Below are 22,908 nucleotides of genomic sequence, written 5' to 3' on the forward strand. Positions count from 1 at the left end.
AAACTGAAGCCGCGGGCCCGGCGCCGTCAGGCACCGGACAGCCGCGGCTCTCCGAAGCAGGTCGCCGGAAGGCGTCTTACTTGAGCAGCGACAGCACCTGCTGAGGCAGCTGGTTGGCCTGCGCCACCATCGCGGTGCCGGCCTGCTGCAGGATCTGGGCGCGGGACAGGTTCGCCGTTTCCATCGCGAAGTCGGCGTCCATGATGCGGCCACGCGCGGCCGACAGGTTCTCGGCCTGGATCTGGATGTTCGACACCGCGTTCTCGAAGCGGCTCTGCAGCGCGCCGAGCGTGCCGCGTGCGCCGTTGATCTGGTCGAGCGCGCTGTCGATCTTCTTGATCGACACCCAGGTGGCGGAATCGGTCTCGATGTTCAAGTCGCTCAGGCCGATGTCGTCGGCGACCTCGGCGATCGCGTCGCCTTCGTCCAGGCCCGTCGTCGCCGTGGTGAAGCCGGTGAACTCCACCGCCAGCGCCGCGCCCGCAGCATCCAGCTTGGATGCCTTGATGTCGAGCTTGAAGGTCCCGTCGTCGTTCTTCACCAGGTAGGCGGAGACGCCGGTGTCCGTGGTCTTGCGGTTGATCGCCTCGGCGATCTGGCCCAGGCGTTCGGTTTCGGTGCTGGCCTCGGCGATCGGGCCGACCTCGACGATCTGCTCGTTCGCGCCACCGCCGTCGATCGTGATCTGCAGGTCGCCGTCGGCGATCGCGGCCAGGTCCGTGATGGTCGTGCCGTCGAGCGTCAGGTCGGCACTCGCGCCCTCGGCGTAGGTGATCTTCGAGAGCACCGCCGCGGTGGCGTTGGTCAGGCTGCCGACGGTGATCGCATCGCCGGAGTTGGCCCCGACCTGGAAGGTCGCCGCAGTGAAGGAGCCGTCGAGCAGCTTCTTGCCGTTGAAGCTGGTCTGCTTGGCCACGCGGTCGATTTCGTCGCGCAGCTGGTTCACTTCGGCCTGCAGCGCCTTGCGGTCGTCGGCGCTGTTGGTGGCGTTGGCCGATTGCACCGCCAGTTCGCGCATCCGCTGCAGCATGTCGCCCAGCTTGCCCAGCGCGCCTTCGGCGGTCTGGGCCAGCGAGATGCCGTCGTTGGCGTTGCGCGCCGCGACGTTCAGGCCGCGCACCTGGGTGTTCATGCGCTCGGCGATCGCCAGGCCGGCGGCATCGTCCTTCGCGCTGTTGACGCGCAGACCCGACGACAGCCGCTGCATCGAGGTGGCCAGCGAGGACTGACTGGTGTTCAGGTTCCGCTGGGCATTCAGCGAGATGACGTTCGTGTTGATGGTCTGGGCCATGGAAATGCTCCTTGAAGAATCGAGGATCTCCGGCCCGAAGCCGGCTTACCTGTTCGGTGTAGCCATTCTTGGTGACCTGCGGGGGTGACGATGGATCGAAAAGAGGCCGACTTCCGGCGCATTTCGGCCCCGGAAAGCAAAAGGCCCCGTCCTGACGGACGGGGCCCGAGGATCCCGGGGCCGGCGGCCCGGAGGCCGCCGCGGGAGGCCGATCAGCGCAGCAGCGACAGCACTTGCTGCGGCAGCTGGTTGGCCTGGGCCACCATGGCGGTACCGGCCTGCTGCAGGATCTGCGAGCGCGACAGGTTGGCCGTTTCCGACGCGAAGTCGGCATCCATGATCCGGCCACGCGAGGCCGCGGTGTTCTCCGCCTGGATCTGGATGTTCGACACCGCATTCTCGAAGCGGCTCTGGATCGCGCCCAGGGTACCGCGGGCACTGTTCACCTGGTCCAGTGCGCTGTCGATCTTCTTGATCGACACCCACACATCCGATTCGGTCTCGATGCTCAGCGCGTCGATGCCAATGGCATCCGTCACCGCGGCGGGCACGTCGCCTTCGTCCAGACCCGTGGTCGTGGTATCGAAGCCGGTGAACTCCACCGACAGCGGGGCACCGTCGGCATCCAGGCGCGAGGCCTTGATGTCGAGCTTGTAGGTGCCGTCGTCATTGGCCACCAGGTAGGCCGACACGCCGGTGTCGCTGGTCTTGCGGTTGATCGCCTCGGCCACCTGACCCAGACGCTCCAAGCCCGAGCTCGCTTGGGCGATCGCACCCACCTCGACCACCAGTTCGTTGTCGCCGCCGTCGTCGATCGTGATCTGCAGGTCGCCGTCGGCGATCGCGTCCAGCGTCGTGATGTCGGTGTCGTCCTTCGCCAGGTCACCGCTGGAGATTTCGGCGTAGGTGATCTTCGACAGGTTGCTGGCCGATGCGTTCGTCAGGCTGCCGACCGTGATGTTGTCGCCGGCGCCGGCGCCGACCTGGAAGGCCGCCGCGGTGAAGGAGCCGTCGAGCAGCTTGCGGCCGTTGAAGGTCGTCTGCTTCGCCACACGGTCGATTTCGTCGCGCAGTTGCGTGACTTCGGCCTGCAGGGCCTTGCGGTCGTCGGCGCTGTTGGTGGCGTTGCCCGACTGGACGGCCAGTTCACGCATGCGTTGCAGCATGTCGCCGACCTTGCCCAGCGCGCCTTCGGCGGTCTGCGCCAGCGAGATGCCGTCGTTGGCGTTGCGCGCCGCGACATTGAGGCCACGGACCGACGCGTTCATGCGCTCGGCGATCGCCAGACCGGCGGCGTCGTCCTTCGCGCTGTTGACACGCAGGCCGGAAGACAGGCGCTGCATGGACGTTGCCAGCGACGACTGAGAGGTGCCGAGGTTGCGTTGCGCATTGAGCGAAACGATGTTGGTGTTGACTGACATTGCCATGATCTGAATCTCCTGAACGGTTGAAATGACTCTCCGGCAGCGCCGGCATTGCCTCGGTGGCTCGGCCCTGGGGCCTCATCACCGTGAACTAACCCTCGATCTCCAACAGCGGGTTTCGAGGGCCTGCTGCGCCCGGCGTACGTCATCCTCAGATCTCGTGGGAGGGGCGGAATGGTTGTGCCCTCTACGAAACATCGGTCGCCTACTCCGGACCCCGGAACCGATCGCTTGGTCCCGTTGTGGGGGTTATCGGAGCCCGTCCTGGCAACTTGAGGGCTGCGGGTTTCCTGTCAGCCTGGCCGGGAAGAGCACTTTCCTCCTCACCACGGCCGTCATCGGCATCTCGCGCCGCCACTTGAGCCGCCGCGTCGACGCGCTGCCTACTGGGGCGTGTAGGAAGTTGCCTGACACGGGCGGTCGAATAAGCGAGACCCGAACCACAGAACTGGGCTGATGTTCCTGTGCATCTCCGATCTTCACAATCCATTTCACGCTGAAACGAACACCCGCTGCACCAGCGAAAGACGACCGGCAGCTGCACGAGGAGCACCCTGATGAACACCGAACAGATCCTGATCGAGATTCGCGAAGCCAATCTGTCCTACCTGATGCTGGCGCAGAGCCTGATCCGCGCCGACCGCGACCAGGCCCTGTTCCGCCTCGGCATCTCGGAAGAGACGGCCGACCTGATCGGCCTGCTGAGCCCGGCGCAGATGATGAAGATCGCCTCCGGCAACACGCTGCTGTGCCGCATGCGCGTGGACGACGAGATGGTGTGGAGCCTGCTGACCAACCACGGCAAGGGCGCCGCCAACGACAGCGTCAGCCGCCTGCACGCCAACATCCTGATGGCTGGCCGCCATCAGGAAGCCGCCTGACCGACGACCCCTGCGAGACCGACATCATGCGCAACAAGAGCATCCTCACCGAAGCCAAGCAGATCGAACGTGCCGTCACGCTGATCCAGCTCGGTGCCCGCCTGCAGGTGCTGGAGTCGGAGACCGACCTGTCCTACGAGCGCCTGCTGCGCCTGTACAAGGAAGTGGCGGGCAAGTCGCCGAGCAAGGGCCAGCTGCCCTTCTCCACGGACTGGTTCATGACCTGGCAGCCGAACATCCATGCCAGCCTGTTCCTGAACATCCACGAATACCTGAACAAGGTTGCGGCGCTCGACGAGATCGACACCGTGATCAAGGCCTACCGTCTCTATCTCGAGCAGACCGAAGCCCAGGGCCTGGAAGCGCTGCTGTCCGTCACGCGTGCCTGGCGCCTGGTGAAGTTCGTGGACAACGGCATGCTGACCATGACCGAATGCTCCAAGTGCGGTGGGCATTTCGTCACGCACCCGCACGAGATCGGCAAGCACTTCACCTGCGGCCTGTGCAACCCGCCGGCGCGCGCCGGCAAGGGCAAGGCGGCGGGCGCCCTCCAACTGCACTGATCTCCTCCCGCCGGCAGCCGCCCTCGGTACCGGCCCCTCCGTTCGCGGCCTCCTCCGGGACGCCCTCGATGTCATCCGCCCTGCCCGTCCCACCGGTCACCGCTGCGCGGCCCGACCCGGTTGCCCCGAGCGGCATCCGCCGCGGGCCGGCATTGCAACGCCTCTGGCCCCTGCCCGCGTTGCTGGGCTGGGCCGCCGCCTGGGCGCTCTTCCTGCTGTTGCGCTCGACACCCGCACCGCTCTGGCTGGCGATCGCCTGCGCTTCGGCCACCGGCCTGGCTCTCGGCAGCCTGAGCGGCACCCGCATGCGCAGCCTGATCGTCGCAGCCGGCTTCCCGGTGTCGCTGCTGGCCAGCGGCGCCGCGAGCGGCTTGCCCGGCTGGGCGTGGCTGCTGCCGCTGGCCCTGCTGCTGCTCGCCTATCCGCTCCAGGCCTGGCGCGACGCACCGCTGTTCCCGACGCCGGCCGGCGCACTCGACCGCCTGGCCGAGCGCGTGCCGCTGCCGCCGGGCGCGACCGTGCTCGACGCCGGCTGCGGACTCGGTGCCGGACTCGCGGCGCTGCGCCGCGCCTACCCGCAGGCCCGGCTGGAAGGCGTCGAATGGAGCTGGCCGCTGGCGCTGGCGGCCCGGTTGCGGCACGGCAGAGCGCCGGTCGGCGCCGCAGTCCGCCGCGGCGACATGTGGGCCGAGGACTGGCGCCCCTGCGCCATGGTCTATCTGTTCCAGCGCCCGGAAAGCCTGCCGCGCGCGGTGGCCAAGGCGAGCGCGGAACTGGCCGACGGCGCCTGGCTCGCCAGCCTGGAGTTCCCGGCACTGGCGCTGGAACCGCAGGCCCGGCTGCAGTGCCCCGACGGCCGGCCGCTCTGGCTCTACCGCACGCCCTTCACCGCCGCGGCTGGAGCGACGGCCCCCGACGCTGCGCCCGCACGGCGCCCAAGTTCCCGCTCCAGGCGCCGATAAGGGCCGGAGCTGGCGCGTTTCGCGCCCCGCTCCGCCTTGCCTCCGGCTGGCCTGCCGTTCGGCCGGCCGGCCGCGCGTCGGGCGGTCCGTCACGTTCTGTCACCGACTGCACGCCTCAAGTCCGGTGACACCGGGCCGATAAGCAAGGACAGAACCCTCCGCAGGGCCTCGGGCTCGCGGCATCTCAACCGGACCGCTCACCATGTTCGTCATCATCGGCTACGTCGTCGCGCTGGGCTGCATCTTCGGTGCCTACGCCATTCACGGCGGGAACATGCAGGTCATCCTGCATGCGATCCCGACCGAGATGATGGCCATCGGCGGCGGCGCGGCCGGCGCCTTCGTGGTCGCCAACCAGCCCAAGACGCTGAAGGCGGTGCTGAAGGCGATCCCGACGCTGCTGAAGGGCTCCAAGTACACCAAGGCGCGCTACATGGAGTTGATGGCGCTGCTCTACGACATCCTGCAGAAGGCCCGCAAGGAAGGCCTGATGGCGATCGAGAAGGACGTCGAGGACCCGCACAACTCACCGCTGTTCAAGAAGTACGCGACGGTCGGCTCCGACCACCACGTGGTGGAATTCGTCACCGACTACCTGCGCATGATGGTGTCGGGCAATCTCAATCCGCACGAGATCGAGTCGCTGATGGACAGCGAGATCGAGACCCATCACCACGAGGCGCACGCCCCGGCCGCCGCGATCGGCCGCCTGGCCGGCGCGCTGCCCGCCTTCGGCATCGTCGCAGCGGTGCTGGGCGTCGTGAACACCATGGGCTCGGTCGGCCAGCCGCCGGCGGTGCTGGGCGGCATGATCGGCTCGGCGCTGGTCGGCACCTTCCTGGGCATCCTGCTGGCGTATGCGGTGGTCGAACCGCTCGGCGGCCTGCTCGAGCAGAAGAACGATGAGGGCTCCAAGGAGCTGCAGTGCATCAAGACCACGCTGCTCGCGAGCATGCAGGGCTATGCCCCGGCGATCGCGGTGGAGTTCGGTCGCAAGACGCTGTACTCGACCGAGCGCCCGTCGTTCAGCGAGCTCGAAGGCCATGTGAAGGGCAAGAAGTGAGCAACCTGACCGAAGCGCCGCCGGGCCGCCGCCGGGCCGCTCCCAAGGCGGACCGCGCCCCAGGGGCCATCCAGGGCCCCTTCGTGGCCCATGCGGGCAGGCGCCGTACTCGGCGACGTGGAGGCATGTGATGGCCGGCGACGCGAAGAAACTGCAGCCGATCATCGTCAAGAAGATCAAGAAGGGCGGCCACGCTGCGCACGGTGGCGCGTGGAAGATCGCCTACGCCGACTTCGTGACGGCGATGATGGCCTTCTTCCTGCTGATGTGGCTGCTCGGTTCGACCACCGAGGGCGACCGCAAGGGCATCCAGGACTACTTCAACAACCCGATCAAGGTCTCGATGATGGGCGGCTCGGGGTCCGGAGACTCGTCGAGCGTCGTCAAGGGCGGTGGGCAGGACCTCACGCGCAGCACCGGCCAGGTGAAGCGCGGCGATGTCGAGGCCGAACGCAAGAGCTACACGCTGCAGGCGCTGAAAGCCACGCGCGCGCAGCAGGCCTCCGCCGAGGCGGAGAGCCTGAAGATGCTGAAGGGTCGCGTCGAGTCCAAACTCGCCAACGATCCGCGCTTCAACGAGCTGAAGGCCCAGATCCGCTTCGACATGACGGCCGACGGCCTGCGCATCCAGATCGTCGACGAGCAGAACCGACCGATGTTCGCGACCGGCTCCGCCGTCGTGCAACCCTACATGCGCGAGTTGCTTCGCACCATCGGCGGCGTGCTGGCCGAAGTGCCCAACAAGCTGACGCTGGAAGGCCACACCGACACGGCGGCCTTCAGCGCCGGCGCCGGCGGCTACAGCAATTGGGAACTGTCGGCCGACCGCGCCAACGCATCGCGCCGCGAGCTCATCGCCGGCGGGTTGGCCGACGAGAAGGTGCTGCGCGTGCAAGGCCTGGCTGCCAGCAGCCTGTTCGACCGCGAGCAGCCGCTGAATCCGGTGAACCGGCGCATCAGCATCATCGTGATGAACCGGGAGGCCGAGGACCGCTTCCACGGCAGTGCGGACACCGAAGTGCAGCCGCCGGCCCTGGAAGTTGCGACGGCACTGGCCGAATCGGCCTCAAGTCCGCGGGCCGACACCCGATAACCCGTACAGAACACCGCATGGCCCGCCCCAGGGCAGCATGAACCGATAGCGCGCGAGGACCCTGACCATGAGCACCCCCGACCTCAAATTCCTGATCGTCGACGACTTCTCGACCATGCGCCGCATCGTGCGCGGCCTGCTCAAGGAGATCGGCTACGTCAACGCCGATGAGGCCGAGGACGGCGCCGTGGCGCTGCAGATGATGAAGACCTCGAAGTAAGACTTCGTGGTCAGCGACATCAACATGCCCAACATGAACGGCTTCGACCTGCTCAAGGCCGTCAAGGCCGACGACAGCCTCAAGCACATCCCCGTGCTGATGGTGACGGCCGAGGCGCGCAAGGAAGACATCGTGCTGGCCGCACAGACGGGAGCGGCCGGCTACATCGTCAAGCCCTTCACGAAGGCGACGCTGGAGGAGAAGGTCCAGAAGATCATGCAGAAACTGGCGGCCACGGCCTGAAGGACAACAGCCCATGAAGATGGACGACACGGCCTTGCTGGCCCATCCGCCGACGCCCAGTACCTCGCCCGAGGTGTTCCAGCAGCTCGGTGCGATCACGCGCCAGTTGCACGACACCCTCGCGCAGCTCGGCGTCACGCCCAAACTGCAGCAGGCGGCCGAAGGCCTGCCCGACGCGCGCAGCCGCCTCAACTACATCGCCGAGAAGACGGCGGCAGCGGCGAACAAGGTGCTGAACTCGGTCGATCAGGCCAAGATGGAACACACCCGCATCGCCGCCGAGACGCGCCGCATCGCCGCCGCCATCGTCGCCGATCCGGTGAAGGCCGTGGCCTCGGGCTCGGTGATGAACTTCGTCAGCGATGTCGAAGCCGCCACCGCACGCATCGATGCCGATCTGACCGACATCATGATGGCGCAGGACTTCCACGACCTCACCGGGCAGGTGGTGGCCAAGGTGGTGTCGCTGGCGAGCGATCTGGAAGACAGCCTGGTGAAGCTGCTGGTGCAGGCGGCACCGCCCGAACAGGCGCAGAAGGTGGTCGAGAACACCATCCTCAACGGCCCGGTGGTCAACCCCGAGGGGCGGACCGACGTGGTGCAGAACCAGGGCGAGGTCGACGACCTGCTGGCCAGCCTGGGATTCTGATCCGGCGAGGGCCGGCGTCTCAGTGACTGCGGCTGGCCGTGCGGAGCAGCGAACGCGAGGGCAGCGGCCGGATCACCCGGCTCGGGCGGTAGGCCGAGCGCACTCGCAGCGGTGGCAGCATCGTAGCCATGGTCGTCGGCATGAGCACCGCGTCTGGCGGCAGCGCCTGGACCCTCGGTGCGGCGCGCAGTGCCTGGGGTGCACGCGCCAGGAAGCGACGGCGCAGCTTGCGAAGCCGCTCCAGATCCGCCGCCGCGATCGAGCACCAGAACGCGGCGAAGACACCCAGGCAACTCAGCATCCATCCGGCCCCGTCGCCAAGCGGCTGGTCGAGCGGAGTCAGCAGCGTGGCGGCCATCAACGCCAGCGCCATGAACACGGCCAGGTCGAAACAGAGGGCGCCGGCCGTGCGGGTGAAGCAGGGGCTGATCTGCCGCCGTGCGGCGCGCAAAGCGCCTTGCACCTTGCCCACCAGGCGCTGGGCGGTGGCCCAGACCGCCAAGGCGACGGGGCCCGGTTTGTCCACTGTGCTGTCCATGATCGTCATCCTTGCCGGCGCTTCCTTGCCGTGACCGATAAGGTAGCGAATCCCGGTCGCGGCAACACCCCGCGATTGCAGGGCGCGCCACAAGCTGGTGCGGCACTCGATCACGTCCGGAGGAAAGCCCGCCCTCACTGACGCACGCTAAAGGTGCGCTGCACCGCCGTCCGCGCCGGTGATTTCTACAATCACCCGATGCCCAGCCCCGCCGTCCTGAACCTCGCCGCCTACCGCTTCGTCGCGCTCGACGATCTGGAGGCCTTGCGCGAGCGGCTGCTGTCACAGGCCCAGGCGCTGGCCCTCAAGGGCAGCGTCCTGCTGGCCGAGGAAGGCATCAACCTGTTCCTGGCCGGTGCGGAGGCCGACGCCCGCGGTTTCCTGTCGTGGCTGCGCGGCGACGCGCGGTTCGCCGACCTGCAGGCCAAGGAGAGCTGGAGCGAGCGCCCGCCGTTCCAGCGGCTGCGCGTCAAGCTCAAGCGCGAGATCATCCGCATGGACCATCCGACCGTCCGTCCGGTCGACGCCCGCGCACCCGCGGTGGATGCCGCCACGCTGGCGCGCTGGCTCGATGCCGGTCGGTGCGACGCCGGCCGGCCCTTGCTGATGCTTGACACCCGCAACGGCTTCGAGGTCGACGCCGGTCGCTTCGCCGGCGCGATCGACTGGCGCCTGGAGCGCTTCGGCGAATTCCCGGCTGCGCTCGCCGCCCATCGCGCCGAACTCGCCGGCAAGACCGTGGTGAGCTACTGCACCGGCGGCATCCGCTGCGAGAAGGCCGCGTTGCTGATGCGCGAGCAAGGCGTCGAGCACGTGCTGCAGCTCGACGGCGGCATCCTGCAGTACTTCCAGACCGTCGGCGCACGCCACTACGAAGGCGGCTGCTTCGTGTTCGACGAGCGCGGCACGCTCGACGCCGACCTGCAGCCGGCCCCGGCGTGAGCGCCCTCGCCGCGGGTCGGGGCGCCCGCTGCCGCCGCCGGCAGGCGCGAGACTTGCTCAAGCGTGATGCCTGCCGCAGTTCGTGCTTGCCCGACTCGGCGGATCGCCACATCGATGCCAAGATCGAATCTCTGCAACGCGCCATCACCGGAGGCTTCATCACCATGCCGGCCCCACTGCTCGCTGCTGCATCCGGCCCCTCGCACCGGAAGGGTCCCGTGTTCTCCCGGACGACGGGACGCTGGATCGTCATGCTGCTCGCCTGGGCAGTCACGACGACGGCACTGGCGGCGGCGTCCGCCGCCGGCACGGCCCCCACCGGTTATGCCGTGCCGATCGGTGGCGAACTGAGGTACGACAACACCGCGGTCTGGTCGCGACTGGTGCAACTGTCGGGCGGACCGGGCTCGCGCTGGGTGGTGATCCCGGCGGCGTCGTCTGCCCCCGAGAAGACCGGCGAGATGGTCGTCGATGCCCTGCAGCGCCACGGCGCCCAGGCCGTGACCCTGCCGGTCGCGCCGGAATGGCAGGGCTACGAAGTGGCCGAGGCGGTGCACGACCCGGTACTGATCGAGCAGGTGCTGGCAGCCACCGGCATCTATTTCGCCGGGGGGGCGCAATCGCGCATCACCGACTCGCTGCAACCCGACGGCCTGCCGACGCCGCTGCTGCAGGCGATCTGGAGCGTGTACCGCGCCGGCGGCGTGGTGGCCGGCACCAGCGCCGGCGCCGCAGTGATGAGCGAGACCATGTTCCGCGACGCCTACGACGTGCTGCGTGTGCTCAAGCGCGGCCGTCTCGACGAAGGGCAGGAGATCGGCCGCGGCCTGGGCTTCGTCGGACCCGAACTGCTGATCGACCAGCACTTCCTCAAGCGCGGCCGCATCGGCCGCCTGCTCCCGCTGATGGTGCAGAAGGGCTACCGCCTCGGCCTCGGTGTGGAGGAAAACACCGCCGCGATCCTGCACGACGGCAAGGTCGAGGTGGTCGGCGGCAAGGGCGTGCTGCTGGTCGACCTCGGCGCGGCCTCGCAGGACGGCCGGCTCGACGCCTTCAACCTGCGCAATGCCAAGCTCACCTACCTGGACCGCGGTGACCGCCACGACCTGCACAGCGGCGTCACCACGCCCTCGCTGCAGAAGCTCCAGGGGCAACTGATCGACCCGGGTTCGCCGGACTTCGCGCCGAGCTTCGAGAGCGCGCCGTTCCAGAACGACATGCTCGGCCCCTCGACCATCGTCGACGCGATGGGCTCGCTGCTCGACAACCGCGACACCGAGGCCACCGGCCTGGCCTTCAGCGGCACGCCGCGCGCCAGCGATCCGCAGCCCGACCTGGGTTTCGAGTTCCGGCTGCGGCGCGGCCCCGACAGCCACGGCTGGTACACCGGCGCCTTCGGCGGCGACGACTACACGGTGCTCAACCTCTACCTCGACGTCACGCCGATCACCATCGCCCGTCCGCTCTACGGCCCCGCGACCGCCTCCGCGACCGACGCCGTGGTGCCACGCTACGAGCCGCTGGCGCCGACCCTGCCCTGAGCGGCCGCCCGCAGCGGCTAGCATGGCGACCGGCGACGGCCCGTGCGCTGCGCTCGCGCGCCACCCCCGCCCTTCCAACGACCGCATGAGGACCGCATGACCCGTTTCGCCTCCTTCCTGGCCCTGACCGCCGTCCTGCTCTTCGCGGCCGAGCGTGGCCTGGCCGCCGACGGGAAGAAGCTGCGCATCGCGGTCGAGGGCGCCTACCCGCCGTTCAGCGAGGTCACACCCTCCGGGCAGTTGAAGGGCTTCGACATCGACATCGCGAACGCGCTGTGCGCCCAGATGAAGACCGAATGCACGCTGGTGCAGCAGGACTTCGACGGCATGATCCCGGCGCTGCAGGCGCGCAAGTTCGACGCCATCGTCGCGTCGATGTCCATCACGCCGGAGCGGCAGAAGGTCGTGGCCTTCACCGAGCGCTACTACCAGACCCCGGCGCGGCTGGTCGCCAAGAGCGGGAGCAAGCTGGAGCTCACGCCCGAGGGCCTGAAGGGCAGGAAGATCGGCGTGCAGCGCTCGACCATCCACGACCGCTTCGCCACCGCCACCTTCAAGGGCGCCGAGATCGTGCGCTATACCAAGCAGGACGAGGTTTTCCTCGATCTCGCCGCCGGACGCATCGACGCGACGCTGCAGGACTCGGTGGCCGCCGACGTCGGCTTCCTCAAGACACCGCAGGGCAAGGGCTACGGCTACATCGGCCCGTTCTACGACGACGAGAAGTTCTTCGGCGTCGGCGCCGGCATCGCGCTGCGCAAGGGTGACACCGAGCTGCAGTCGAAGCTCAACGCGGCGATCAAGGGGATCCGCGCCGACGGCACCTACAAGAAGATCCAGGACAAGTACTTCGACTTCGACGTCTACGGCGAAGCGCCGAAGAAGTGAGGCCCGCCGCCCTCGCACCGCCCCGCTGATGCTGCACGGCTATGCCCCCTCGCTGCTGAACGGCACGCTGCTGACCCTGGCGCTGGCGCTGCTGTCGCTGGCCATTGCCGTGGTGCTGGGCCTGGCCGCCGCGAGCGCCCGGCTGTCGCGCTCGCGCTGGCTGCAGGGCGGCGCGCTGGCCTACACCACGCTGATCCGCGGCGTGCCGGACCTGGTGCTGATGCTGCTGGTGTTCTTCGGCGGCCAGCTTGCGGTCAATGCGCTGGCCCAGCAACTGGGCTTCGCGGACTACATCGATGTCGACCCCTTCGTGGCCGGCGTGCTGACGATCGGCTTCGTGTTCGGCGCCTACCTCGGCGAGACCTTCCGCGGCGCCTTCCTTGCGCTGGCGCCCGGCCAGCGCGAGGCCGGCCTGGCCTGCGGCATGAGCCGCTGGCAGGTGCTGCGCCGGCTGCTGCTGCCGCAGATGCTGCGCTACGCCCTGCCCGGCCTGTCGAACAACTGGCTGGTGCTGGTCAAGAGCACCGCCATCGTCTCGGTGATCGGCCTGAACGACATGATGCTGCGCGCCACCCAGGCGGCCGGCGCGACGCGCGAGCCCTTCGTCTTCTACGCCAGCGCGGCACTCATCTACCTCGCCATCACCAGCGTCAGCGAGCTGGGCTTCAAGGCGCTGGCCCGCCGTCTCGCGGTCGGCGTGAGGACGGGCGCACTGTGAACTTCGAGGCCATCGCCGAGAGCCTGCCGCTCTACGCGAGCGGCCTGGCCACCACGCTGCAGCTGCTGCTGATCTCGCTGGCAATCGGGCTGGTGGCGGCACTCCCGCTCGCGGTGCTGCGGGTGTCGGCCTCGCGGTGGCTGCACGGCCCGGTGTGGTGCTTCACCTACGTGATCCGTGGCACGCCACTGCTGGTGCAGCTGTTCCTCGTCTACTACGGTCTGGCGCAGTTCGAGTGGGTGCGCGCCAGCATCGCCTGGCCCTGGCTGCAGTCGGCCTGGTTCTGCGCCTGCCTGGCGTTCGCCGTCAACACCTGCGCCTACACCACCGAGATCATCGCGGGCAGCCTGAAGGCCACGCCGCATGGCGAGGTCGAGGCGGCACGCGCACTGGGCCTGTCGCGTGCCCAGGTGTGGCGCCGCATCCTGCTGCCCTCGGCGCTGCGGCGTGCGCTGCCGGCCTACGGCAACGAGGCGGTGCTGATGCTGCACGGCACCTCGCTGGCCAGCGTGGTCACGCTGCTCGACCTCACCGGCGCCGCGCGCGAGGTCAACTCGCGCTTCTACCTGCCCTTCGAAGCCTTCCTGACGGCCGCTGCGGTCTACTTGGGCCTGACGCTGGCGCTGGTGGGTGCGCTGCACGCGGCCGAGCGCCGCTGGCTCTCCCACCTGCGCCCGCGCGCCTGAGCCTCCGGAGACCTCCACCACCATGCAACGCCGCGACCACCCCTTGCCCAGCCGCAGTCTCGGCACGCTGCGCACGCTCACCAGCTTCCACTATGGCCCGCCCGGCGGCCCGAAGGTCTACGTGCAGGCTTCGCTGCACGCCGATGAGTTGCCCGGCATGCTGGTCGCGCACCACCTGCGCGAGCGGCTGGCCGAGCTGGAGGCCCGGGACGCGCTGCGCGGCGAGGTGGTCGTGGTGCCAGTGGCCAACCCCATCGGCCTGTCGCAGTGGCTGCTGCGCAGCCCGATCGGCCGCTTCGAACTCGCCAGCGGCGAGAACTTCAACCGCCACTACCCGGCGCTGCGCGACGCGGTGTGGGCGCGCATCGAGCCGTCGCTGGGGCCGGACGCGCAGGCCAACGCCGCGCTGGTGCGGGCGGCGCTGCGCGAATCGGTGGCGCTGCTCACCGTGGAGTCCGAGCTGGAGGCGCAGCGCCGCACGCTGCTGGCGCTGGCCTGCGACGCCGAGGTGGTGCTGGACCTGCACTGCGATGCCGAGGCCGTGCTGCACCTCTACGCCGGCACGCCGCTGTGGCCGCAGACCGAACCGCTGGCACGCTACCTCGGCGCCCAGGCAACCTTGCTGGCCACCGAGTCGGGTGACCAACCCTTCGACGAGGCCTGCTCGCAGATCTGGTGGGAACTGGCCGAGAAGGCCGGCCCCGCGCGGCCGATCCCGCTGGGCTGTCTGTCGGTGACGGTCGAGCTGCGCGGCATGGCCGACGTGGGCCACGCGCAGGCGCGCCAGGATGCGCAGGCGCTGGTCGACTTCCTGACCCATCGCGGCCTGGTCGCCGGCGAGGCCCCGCCGCTGCCGCCGCTGCCCTACCCCGCCACGCCGCTGGCCGGCTCGATGCCGGTCACCGCGCCGGTCAGCGGCGTCCTGGCCTGGCACCGCGGGCCCGGTGACTGGGTGCGTGAAGGCGAGCTGATCGTCGACGTGATCGACCCGATCAGCGGCCAGGTGACGGCGCTGGCGAGCGCGACCGACGGCCTGCTCTACGCCCGCGAGAACCTGCGCTTCGTGACGGCCGGCACCCGGCTGGCCAAGGTGGCCGGCCAGGAGGCCCGGCGGACCGGCAAGCTGCTGGGTGCCTGAGGCATGAGCGGAGATCCCAAGCTCCAGGCCCTGGGCCTGTACAAGCGCTACGGCGCTCACGAGGTGCTGAAGGGCGTGTCGCTCACGGCGCGTGCCGGCGACGTGATCACGGTCGTCGGCTCCAGCGGCTCGGGCAAGAGCACGCTGCTGCGCTGCCTGAACCTGCTCGAGCAGCCGAGCCAGGGCCGCCTGCTGCTCGGCAGCGAGGAACTGGCGCTGGTGCCCGACCGCGACGGCAGCCTGCGCGCCCGCGACGCGAAGCAGCTGCAGCGCTGGCGCGCACGGCTGGCGATGGTGTTCCAGTCCTTCAACCTGTGGCAGCACCTGACCGCACTGCAGAACGTGATCGAGGCACCGATGCAGGTGCTGGGCCTGGGCAAGGCCGAGGCCACCGAGCGCGCGCAGGCGCTGCTGGCGCGCGTGGGCGTGGCGCACCGCGCCAGCACCTTCCCGGCCCACCTGTCGGGCGGCGAGCAGCAACGCGTCGCGATCGCGCGTGCGCTGGCGATGGAGCCCGAGGTGATGCTGTTCGACGAGCCGACCTCGGCGCTCGACCCCGAGCTGGTGGGTGAGGTGCTGAAGGTGATGCGCGATCTGGCGGCCGAGGGCCGCACGATGATCGTCGTCACGCACGAGATGGGCTTTGCGCGCGAGGTGTCGAACCACACGCTGTTCCTGCACCAGGGCCTGATCGAGGAACAGGGCCCGCCGCGCGAGGTGCTGGCGCAGCCGCGCAGCGAACGGTTGCGGGCCTTCCTCTCGGGCGGGCTGAAATAGGCCGGCAGGACTCTCAGTCGCCGCGCAGCACCGCCAGCACCTCGGAGCGGAACTCGCGCTGGTAGAGGATGTAGACCACGCCCGCGGTCGCCAGTGCAAACGCCAGCGGCGAGAAGAACCAGGCGATCGCCGCGAATGCGAAGTAGTAGGCCCGCAGGCCGTCGTTGAAGGTCTCTGCGGCCATGCCGACCACCCGCCCGGCGCGGTCGGCGAAGGCCTCGCGCTGCGCCTGCCCCACCTCGCCGAGCGCGTCGTAGGCCTTGGCCTCGGGGGCCGACGCGACCAGCAGGGCACCGAAGGTGTACTGCCGCAGGCTCCAGGTGAAGCGGAAGAAGGCGTAGACGAACACCGCCGTCAGCAGCAGCAGCTTCAGGTCGAACACCAGCGCGGTGGTGCGCGTGGCGAACGGCAGCTCCTGCACCAACTCGGTCGCGCGGTCCGAGGTGCCCAGCAAGGCCAGCAGGCCGCCGATGATCAGGATCGTGGTCGACGCGAAGAAGCTCGGGCTGGTCGACAGGTTCTGCACCACCACGCCATCGACCACCCGCACCTCGCGGTGCGTGGTCTGCAGCATCCACTGGCGTCGGATGCGGTTGGTGGCGCCAAGAATGGACGCATGCGTGGCCGCGCGGCGGCTGGCGAAGGTCGCATAGCCTGACCACGCGGCGAAGAACCAGCCGACCGCGGCCCAGTCGGCCCAGGGCAGCAGCGACAGCAGGGTCGAGAACGACATCGTGGAGAACGGCGACATGGGCACGATGCTAGTCCACTGCCGTCCCGTCGCGCCACGCCGGTGCGCATGTCGCCTTCCCTTAAAGTCGCGCCTCGGTCCTTCCTCCCCAGTGCATGAGTGTCCAAGAACACGCGGTCCTGATCGTCGGCGCCGGCTTTGCCGGCCTGGGCATGGCCATCCGGCTGCGTCGCGACGGCATCGACGACTTCGCGATCCTCGAACGCGCTGACGCGGTGGGCGGCACCTGGCGGGACAACCGCTACCCCGGTTGCGCCTGCGACGTGCCCTCGCACCTGTACTCCTATTCGTTCGAGCCCAACCCGCGCTGGACCCGTGCCTACGCGCCCTGGCACGAGATCCGCGACTACCTCGAGCACTGCGTGCGCAAGTACCGACTCGGCCCGCACCTGCGCTTCGGTGCGGCGCTGCGCGAGGCCCGCTGGGACGCCACGGCCGGTCGCTGGCAGGTGCTCACCGCCGACGGTCGACGGTTCAGCGCGCCGGTGTTGATCGCAGGCCTCGGCGGCCTCAGCAACCCGGCGCTGCCACGCATCGAGGGCATCGAGCGCTTCGCCGGCCTCAGCGTCCACAGCGCCGCCTGGCCCGACGGGCTGGACCTGACCGGGCGCCGCGTCGCGGTGATCGGCACCGGCGCCAGCGCGATCCAGCTCGTGCCGCAGCTGGCCGGCCGGGCAGCGCAGGTCGATCTCTACCAGCGCACGCCGGCCTGGGTGCTGCCCAAGGGCGACCGCGCGCTGCACGACTGGGAGCGCCGGCTGTTCGCGCGCTGGCCGTTCGCCCAGCGGATCGCCCGCGGGGCAAGCTACTGGCTGCACGAGGCACGCGCGATCCCGCTGGTGCAGCGGCCCCGATGGCTGCGCGTGGGCGAGGCCGAGGCGCGCCGCCACCTGCGCCGCCAGATCGCGGACCCGGCGCTGCGTGCCCGCCTCACGCCCGACGATGCGCTAGGCTGCAAGCGCGTGCTGCTGTCGAACGACTATTACCCGGCGCTGGCGCGGCCGGATGTCGAACTGGTGAGCGAGGCGATCCGCGAGATCACGCCGCGCGGCGTGGTCACGGCCGACGGCCACGAACGCGCGGCCGACGTGCTGGTGTGGTGCACCGGCTTTCGCGTGCAAGGGCGCCTGCCGGCCGGCACGCTGGTCGGGCGCGACGGGCTGGACCTGCGCGACGCCTGGGAGCAGGCCAGCGAGGCCTATCTCGGCACCACCGTCGCCGGCTTTCCCAACCTGTTCCTGCTGAACGGGCCGAACACCGGGCTCGGCCACACCTCGGTGCTGCTGATGATCGAGGCACAGCTGGCCTACATCGGCGACGCGCTGCGCACGCTGCGCGAGCGCGGGCTGCGCAGCGTGGAGGTGCGGCGCGAGGCGCAGGACGCCTACAACGCAGAGCTGCAGCGCCGCCTGGCCGGCACCGCCTGGGCCAGCGGCTGCCGCAGCTGGTACCTCGACCGCAACGGCCGCAACACCGTCATCTGGCCGGGCTTCACCTTCGAGTTCCGGCGCCGCACGCGCCGCTTCGACGCTGGGGCCTACCGGCTCGAACCCGCCGCGCCCTGAAGCGGCGCGGCGCTTCGGTGCCGCGACTCAGCCGGCCGTCACCAGGTGCTGGCGGAACCAGTCGGAGACGGCTGTGCCGGCGATGTGGAAGTCCTGCACGTAGGCATCGAAGTGGCCGCCCTTCAGCAGCACCAGCTTCTTCGGCTCGAGCGCACGCTCATAGGCCGCCAGCGCCTCGTCGGCGACCGTCAGGTGGTCCTGCAGCGCGACGATCATCAGCAGCGGCGTCGGGCTGATGTAGGCGATGTGCGCCCCCGGCTCGTACTCGCCGAACATCTCCACCGAGCGCAGGGTGATCTCGTTCTTCCACGACGGTGCGCGCAGCAGGTGGGTCGCGCTCATGAACGACCACGAATCGGCGGTCGGCAACGCTGCCGGCCCGGCCGGGTCTTCCGAGATGATCGGCATCGTCATCGGCGGCTCGCCGCGCAGGCGGGCCCGGCGGTCCTGGTCGAACAGCGCGCGCAGCCCGGCGAACTGGTCGGCACGCACCAGCCGGCGCGCATTGCGGTGCCCCGAGATCAGCGGCACCTGCGACGCGACGCACTTGACGCGCCGGTCGAGCGCCGCGACGACCAGCACGTGGCCGCCGCTGTAGCTGGAGCCGAACACGCCGATGCGCTCGGCGTCGGTCTGCGGCAGCGTCTCGGCGTAGGTGATCGCGTCGCGGTAGTCGCGGATCTGCTGCAGCGGATCGACCTCCTGGCGCGGCAGGCCGTCGCTGGCGCCGAGGTTGCGGTTGTCGTAGACCACCGACGCCACGCCGACGCCAGCCAGGGCCTCCGCGTAGTGGTCGAGGTACATCTCCTTGACGGCCGAGAAGCCGTGCGACATGACCACGGTCGGGAACTTCGGCCCGTCGCCGCCCGGCACGTAGTGCCAGCCTCGCAGGGTGGTGCCGTCTTCGGTCTTGAACTCGATATCGTGTCTCATCGTGCAATCTCCTGGGAGTCGCAGCGTCGCCCGAAGCCGGCCTGCGGACAAGCGGTTGTTTACCCTGCGTGGGCGTCCCAGGAACGAGACACGGCGTCGGCCGGCACGACTGTTCCGTTTCGTGCCAGACCCGCGACTCAGGCGCGCAGCGCCGTCGCCGTCTTCAGCAGCGCGGCCAGCACGCCGTGCAGGGACTTGGCCTGCTTTTCGTCGGCCAGCGCGCCGTCGGCCGTGAAGGCCTGGGCCGCATTGCCGAGCGCGAACTGCGGCGGGATCACCAGCATCGCCGGATTGATGGACAGGAAGTTGCGCAGCACCAGCAGGCTGCGCAGGCCACCCAGCGCGCCCGGCGAGGCGCTCAGCAGCGCGGCAGGCTTGCCGTTCATCGCCTTCATGCCCTCGGGCAGGCGCGACACCCAGTCGATGGTGTTGATCAGCAGCGGCGTGGGGAAGGCGTTGTACTCGGGAGAGACCACCACGAAGGCATCGTGTCCCGCCATCTGCCGTGCCAGTGCGCTGGCGCCGGCCGGCACGCCCTGGGCCGCCTCGAGGTCGGCGTCGTAGACCGGCAGCGCCAGCGCGCGCAGGTCGGCCACGCTGGGCTCGGCACCCAGCTCGCGCAGCACGGTCGCGGCCGCCTGCGCGAGCTTGAGGTTCCACGAGCCCGTGCGGGCACTGCCCGGAATCAACAACACGCGCAGACCGGCCATCGTTCACTCCTTACTTGTTCAGACGAGCGGCCATTGTGGCGACCCGCGCGCCGAACAGGCGGGCGGTCTCCAGATCACCCGGCAGCATCTCGTCGACGCTGGCGTCCGACGGGCTCTGTGCCATGGCTCCAGAGAACGACGCCACGTAGTTGATGTCGTTGCGCCCCGCAGCCTTGCTGTTGCTGGGCATCAGGCCGGTGCCGACCCACACGCCGCTGTGCTGCATCGCCAGCGTGAACAGGTAGTGCAGCGTCGACAGCTTGTCGCCGTTCATCGAGGCGCTGTTGGTGAAGCCGGCGAACATCTTGTCCTTCCAGGCCTGGCCGAACCAGGGCTTGCTGGAGGCGTCGGCGAACTTCTTGAACTGCCAGCTCACGCTGCCCATGTAGGTCGGCGAGCCCATGATGATGGCGTCGGCCGCGGCCAGCTTCTCCCAGCCACCCTCGGGCAGGTTGCCCTCGGCGTCGATGGCCAGCAGTTCGCCGCCGGCGCCCTGGGCCACCGATTCGGCCATGCGGCGGGTGTGGCCGTAGCCGCTGTGGAACACGATCACGATCTTGGACATGGTGGATTCCTTTCGAGGAGGTCGAGACAGGGGACGGGAATGCAAAGCCCGGCGCGCCTCAGCGCGCCAGGTCGAACACGAGCACTTCGGCGCCTTCGCCGTGGCTCAGCTCGAGCCGGCTCTCGCCGTCGAGCTGGGCCGCGTCGCCGGCCTGCAGCGCCCGGCCGTTCACGCTGACGCTGCCGCGGGCCACGTGCACATAGGCCAGCCGCTTCGGGTCGAGCACCAGTGCGGCGGCTTCGGCGCCGTCGAACAGGCCGACGTACATCGCGGCATCGGCATGCAGCGTCACCGCGCCGTCGCGGCCGTCGGGCGAAGCCACGAGCTTGAGCACGCCGCGCTTGCTGTCGGCCGCGAAGTGCTTCTGCTCGTAGCCCGGCGCGACGCCCTGCGCTTCCGGCAGGATCCAGATCTGCAGGAAATGCGTGGTCTGCTGCGTCGCATGGTTGAACTCGCTGTGGCGGATGCCGGTTCCCGCGCTCATGCGCTGCACGTCGCCGGGCTGGATGGCCGCACCGTTGCCGATGCTGTCCTTGTGCCCCAGTGCGCCGTCGAGCACGTAGCTGATGATCTCCATGTCGCGGTGGCCGTGCGTGCCGAAGCCGGTCCCGGGCGCGATGCGGTCCTCGTTGATGACACGCAGGTTGCCGAAGCCCATGTGGGCCGGGTCGTGGTACTCGGCGAACGAGAAGCTGTGGTGGCTCTTGAGCCAGCCGTGGTCGGCATAGCCCCGTTCGGCAGACTTGCGCAGGGTGATCATCGAGGACTCCTGGTGGGGCGGTGGAGGTCACCGCGATGAATCCAATGTAGGAGGGGCTCGGGTCGCGATCGCCCACTGCGGCTTGATGGCATCATTCAAAGTCCTTGAAGCTGGAAAGCCCGATGAGCGACCGACGCAACGTCCTGACGCCCGAAGCGCTGACCATGGTCGACCTGATCGCCCGCACCGGCAGCTTCGCGGCGGCAGCGCGCGAGCTGGGCAAGGTGCCGTCGGCGCTGACCTACAGCGTGCGTCAGCTCGAAGACGCGCTCGACGTGCTGCTGTTCGACCGCAGCTCGCGCCAGGCCAAGCTCACCGCCGCCGGCGAGGAGCTGCTGCACGAGGGCCGGCGGCTGCTGCTGGAGATCGACGCGGTGGCCAACCGCGTCAAGCGCGTCGCCACCGGCTGGGAGACCCAGCTCACCGTCGCGGTCGACAACATCCTGGCGCCCACCGCGGTGTTCGAGCTGGTCGAGGCCTTCTACACGCTGCGCGTCGCGACCCGCCATGCCCCAGACAGCCCGCCGCCGACGCGGCTGCGGCTGCGCAGCGAGGTGCTGTCGGGCACCTGGGAGGTGCTGGCCACCGGCCGGGCCGACCTGGCGATCGGCCTGGCCGGGGATCCCTCGCAGGGCAGCAGCGGCATCCGCTGCGAACCGCTGGGCTCGCTGGACATGCGCTTCGCGGTGGCTCCCCACCATGCGCTCGCGGCCCTGCCCGAGCCGCTGTCGGCCGAGACGATCGCCGCGCACCGCGTGGTCGCCATCGCCGACAGTGCGCACAGTTTCGCGCCGATGACGCTGGGCGTGCAGCCTGGCCAGGATGTGCTCACCGTACCCTCCCTCGCCGCCAAGCTGGAGGCGCTGCTGCGCGGACTGGGCTGCGGCTCGATGCCCGAGCCGCTGCTGCGCCGCCATGCCGAGGCCGGTCGGCTGGTGATCAAGCAGACCACGCTGCCGACGCGCAACCTCGGCCTGCACTACGCCTGGCATGCGCCGGGCAACAGCGCGCCGGGCCTGGCCTTGCAATGGTGGCTGTCACAGCTGCGCAGCGGGGCCACGCAGCGGGCGCTGCTGGAGCAGCACGCCGGGCTGGTGCTCTGAGCATCTGAACCCGGCGGCGCCCCGTTCAATCGGTGCAGACGCGCTGCACCCAGCAGGCTGCGGCCAGCACGTCGGCCGCGCCGCCGGGTGACAGGCGCCGCGCCACGAACTCGCGGTGGATGGCTTCGGCCTGCGCTGACGCATCGCCCTGCGCGGCGCCGCCGGCCGCGAGGAAATTCGCCGCGGCACCCTGCGCGTAGCGCAGTCCCGGCAGGCCGCCGCGGTGGGCCAGGTTGGTGTCGTCCAGCACGGCGATCACGTGGAACAACGCCTCGAGCCGTGCGGCGCGCACAGCGAGGCCGTGCGCCAGCGCCCGGCGTAGCGCTGGCACGGCCACGTCGAACAGCACCGGCAGGCCCAGCGCGGCTTCCTCGCTGGCACCGCGCAGGCCGTGCTGCTGCGTCACGCGCTGGCCGGCCGAGGACCGCGGCCGCGCGCAGCGCGCCTGCAAGGCCGCGCCCCAGCCGCGCCGCAGCGCGGCCCGCAGCGCGGCCGGCGTGCACGGGCCGCCCTGCGCGAGCACCGCGCCGGCACTGGCGCACAGCAGACCCAGCGTGAACACCGCGCCGCGGTGGGTGTTGATGCCACCGGTGGCGCACAGCATGCGCCGCTCCGCGTCGATGCCCAGCCGCTCCAGCGCGTCGAAGCCTGCCTGCTGCGCGCCGAGCGCCGCCGCCTGCGGGAAGTAACGTCGCAACGCGAACAGGCTGCGCATGAAAGTGGTGGCGTCCATGTCGGCATGGCTGCCGCGGTCGATGAACGACACCAGACCGGGCTTCGGGTAGAGCGCCAGCTCCTCGTACAGCGCCACCGTGGCGGCCCGGCCGATGCGCTGCGCGGCGCCATGCACCGGGCCCGCTGCGACAGCGGTGCCGACCACGGCCCGCTGCAGCGCGCCATGCGC

At 69.8% G+C, this 22,908-nt stretch carries 24 protein-coding genes and 1 pseudogene; 16 read left to right on the forward strand and 9 right to left on the reverse strand.

Going from position 1 to position 22,908, the window contains the following annotated elements:
* Window positions 1-76: 76 nt before the first annotated feature.
* Together MPE_RS14465 and MPE_RS14470 are read right to left on the reverse strand one after the other, a co-directional pair.
* Window positions 77-1,291 carry a flagellin gene (locus MPE_RS14465; protein WP_011830449.1) on the reverse strand — a complete coding sequence of 405 codons (1,215 nt, stop codon included), beginning with the start codon at window positions 1,289-1,291 and terminating at the stop codon, window positions 77-79.
* Window positions 1,292-1,503: 212 nt separating this feature from the next.
* On the reverse strand, window positions 1,504-2,718 hold the full coding sequence (locus tag MPE_RS14470; RefSeq protein ID WP_011830450.1) for a flagellin: 1,215 nt from the start codon (window positions 2,716-2,718) through the stop codon (window positions 1,504-1,506).
* 554 nt (window positions 2,719-3,272) lie between these two features.
* On the opposite strand from MPE_RS14470, the gene flhD reads away from it, so the two are divergent.
* The 7 genes and pseudogenes from flhD (at window position 3,273) to MPE_RS14505 (ending at window position 8,389) form a co-directional block, all read left to right on the forward strand.
* Window positions 3,273-3,596, forward strand: coding sequence for a flagellar transcriptional regulator FlhD (gene flhD / locus MPE_RS14475; RefSeq protein ID WP_011830452.1), 324 nt, complete (start codon window positions 3,273-3,275; stop codon window positions 3,594-3,596).
* Window positions 3,597-3,622: 26 nt separating this feature from the next.
* Window positions 3,623-4,159 (forward strand): flagellar transcriptional regulator FlhC, encoded by a 537-nt coding sequence (flhC, locus tag MPE_RS14480; RefSeq protein ID WP_011830453.1) that lies wholly within the window; start codon window positions 3,623-3,625, stop codon window positions 4,157-4,159.
* Between the two features lie 68 nt (window positions 4,160-4,227).
* Window positions 4,228-5,121, forward strand: coding sequence for a class I SAM-dependent methyltransferase (locus MPE_RS14485; protein ID WP_011830454.1), 894 nt, complete (start codon window positions 4,228-4,230; stop codon window positions 5,119-5,121).
* Window positions 5,122-5,323: 202 nt separating this feature from the next.
* Entirely contained in the window at window positions 5,324-6,184 is an 861-nt protein-coding gene (gene motA / locus MPE_RS14490; RefSeq protein WP_011830455.1) for a flagellar motor stator protein MotA, read from the forward strand.
* Window positions 6,185-6,314: 130 nt separating this feature from the next.
* Window positions 6,315-7,277 carry a flagellar motor protein MotB gene (gene motB / locus MPE_RS14495; RefSeq protein ID WP_011830456.1) on the forward strand — a complete coding sequence of 321 codons (963 nt, stop codon included), beginning with the start codon at window positions 6,315-6,317 and terminating at the stop codon, window positions 7,275-7,277.
* Between the two features lie 67 nt (window positions 7,278-7,344).
* Window positions 7,345-7,740 (forward strand): annotated as a pseudogene (gene cheY / locus MPE_RS14500) (chemotaxis response regulator CheY).
* Between the two features lie 13 nt (window positions 7,741-7,753).
* Window positions 7,754-8,389 (forward strand): protein phosphatase CheZ, encoded by a 636-nt coding sequence (locus MPE_RS14505; RefSeq protein WP_011830457.1) that lies wholly within the window; start codon window positions 7,754-7,756, stop codon window positions 8,387-8,389.
* Between the two features lie 19 nt (window positions 8,390-8,408).
* On the opposite strand, the gene MPE_RS14510 is transcribed toward MPE_RS14505, so the two are convergent.
* Window positions 8,409-8,936, reverse strand: a complete 528-nt coding sequence (locus MPE_RS14510; protein WP_041929703.1) for a hypothetical protein — start codon at window positions 8,934-8,936, stop codon at window positions 8,409-8,411.
* A 189-nt stretch (window positions 8,937-9,125) separates the two neighbouring features.
* Here MPE_RS14510 and MPE_RS14515 point away from each other — a divergent pair, with 189 nt between their 5' ends.
* The 7 genes from MPE_RS14515 to MPE_RS14545 all read left to right on the forward strand — a co-directional run bounded on the left by MPE_RS14515 (window position 9,126) and on the right by MPE_RS14545 (window position 15,617).
* The gene (locus MPE_RS14515) at window positions 9,126-9,869 is read left to right on the forward strand and encodes a sulfurtransferase (RefSeq protein ID WP_011830459.1); all 744 of its coding nucleotides are present in this window, start codon (window positions 9,126-9,128) and stop codon (window positions 9,867-9,869) included.
* Between the two features lie 218 nt (window positions 9,870-10,087).
* Window positions 10,088-11,410, forward strand: coding sequence for a cyanophycinase (locus tag MPE_RS14520; RefSeq protein ID WP_158304623.1), 1,323 nt, complete (start codon window positions 10,088-10,090; stop codon window positions 11,408-11,410).
* A 96-nt stretch (window positions 11,411-11,506) separates the two neighbouring features.
* Window positions 11,507-12,298: an L-arginine-binding protein AotJ gene (gene aotJ / locus MPE_RS14525; protein WP_011830461.1), complete on the forward strand. Its 792-nt coding sequence runs from the start codon at window positions 11,507-11,509 to the stop codon at window positions 12,296-12,298.
* Window positions 12,299-12,323: 25 nt separating this feature from the next.
* Entirely contained in the window at window positions 12,324-13,016 is a 693-nt protein-coding gene (locus MPE_RS14530) for an ABC transporter permease (protein WP_310733886.1), read from the forward strand.
* Window positions 13,013-13,702: an ABC transporter permease gene (locus MPE_RS14535; RefSeq protein ID WP_011830463.1), complete on the forward strand. Its 690-nt coding sequence runs from the start codon at window positions 13,013-13,015 to the stop codon at window positions 13,700-13,702. Before MPE_RS14530 ends, MPE_RS14535 begins: the two co-directional genes overlap by 4 nt.
* Window positions 13,703-13,724: 22 nt before the next feature.
* Entirely contained in the window at window positions 13,725-14,840 is a 1,116-nt protein-coding gene (locus tag MPE_RS14540; protein WP_011830464.1) for a succinylglutamate desuccinylase/aspartoacylase family protein, read from the forward strand.
* 3 nt (window positions 14,841-14,843) lie between these two features.
* Entirely contained in the window at window positions 14,844-15,617 is a 774-nt protein-coding gene (locus MPE_RS14545; RefSeq protein WP_011830465.1) for an ABC transporter ATP-binding protein, read from the forward strand.
* A 13-nt stretch (window positions 15,618-15,630) separates the two neighbouring features.
* Here MPE_RS14545 and MPE_RS14550 read toward each other — a convergent pair whose 3' ends face one another.
* Window positions 15,631-16,368: a DUF599 domain-containing protein gene (locus MPE_RS14550; protein WP_011830466.1), complete on the reverse strand. Its 738-nt coding sequence runs from the start codon at window positions 16,366-16,368 to the stop codon at window positions 15,631-15,633.
* A 95-nt stretch (window positions 16,369-16,463) separates the two neighbouring features.
* Between MPE_RS14550 and MPE_RS14555 the strand changes: the two genes are divergently transcribed.
* On the forward strand, window positions 16,464-17,933 hold the full coding sequence (locus tag MPE_RS14555; protein WP_011830467.1) for a flavin-containing monooxygenase: 1,470 nt from the start codon (window positions 16,464-16,466) through the stop codon (window positions 17,931-17,933).
* Window positions 17,934-17,960: 27 nt separating this feature from the next.
* Here the strand turns inward: MPE_RS14555 and MPE_RS14560 are convergent, their stop codons facing one another.
* The 4 genes from MPE_RS14560 to MPE_RS14575 form a co-directional block, all read right to left on the reverse strand.
* A complete protein-coding gene (locus MPE_RS14560) occupies window positions 17,961-18,866 on the reverse strand; it encodes an alpha/beta hydrolase (RefSeq protein WP_011830468.1) in 906 nt (301 codons plus the stop codon).
* Window positions 18,867-19,003: 137 nt separating this feature from the next.
* Window positions 19,004-19,576: an NADPH-dependent FMN reductase gene (locus MPE_RS14565; RefSeq protein WP_011830469.1), complete on the reverse strand. Its 573-nt coding sequence runs from the start codon at window positions 19,574-19,576 to the stop codon at window positions 19,004-19,006.
* A 10-nt stretch (window positions 19,577-19,586) separates the two neighbouring features.
* Complete coding sequence (locus tag MPE_RS14570; RefSeq protein WP_011830470.1) at window positions 19,587-20,141, reverse strand: flavodoxin family protein; 555 nt, start codon at window positions 20,139-20,141, stop codon at window positions 19,587-19,589.
* Window positions 20,142-20,199: 58 nt separating this feature from the next.
* A complete protein-coding gene (locus MPE_RS14575) occupies window positions 20,200-20,901 on the reverse strand; it encodes a pirin family protein (RefSeq protein ID WP_011830471.1) in 702 nt (233 codons plus the stop codon).
* Between the two features lie 122 nt (window positions 20,902-21,023).
* Here MPE_RS14575 and MPE_RS14580 point away from each other — a divergent pair, with 122 nt between their 5' ends.
* Window positions 21,024-22,004: a LysR substrate-binding domain-containing protein gene (locus MPE_RS14580; RefSeq protein ID WP_011830472.1), complete on the forward strand. Its 981-nt coding sequence runs from the start codon at window positions 21,024-21,026 to the stop codon at window positions 22,002-22,004.
* A 25-nt stretch (window positions 22,005-22,029) separates the two neighbouring features.
* Here MPE_RS14580 and mdcB read toward each other — a convergent pair whose 3' ends face one another.
* The gene (mdcB, locus tag MPE_RS14585; RefSeq protein ID WP_375136171.1) at window positions 22,030-22,896 is read right to left on the reverse strand and encodes a triphosphoribosyl-dephospho-CoA synthase MdcB; all 867 of its coding nucleotides are present in this window, start codon (window positions 22,894-22,896) and stop codon (window positions 22,030-22,032) included.
* Window positions 22,897-22,908 lie beyond the last annotated feature (12 nt).

The sequence above is a fragment of the Methylibium petroleiphilum PM1 genome, from assembly GCF_000015725.1.
In the GTDB taxonomy this organism is placed as follows: Bacteria; Pseudomonadota; Gammaproteobacteria; order Burkholderiales; family Burkholderiaceae_C; genus Methylibium; species Methylibium petroleiphilum.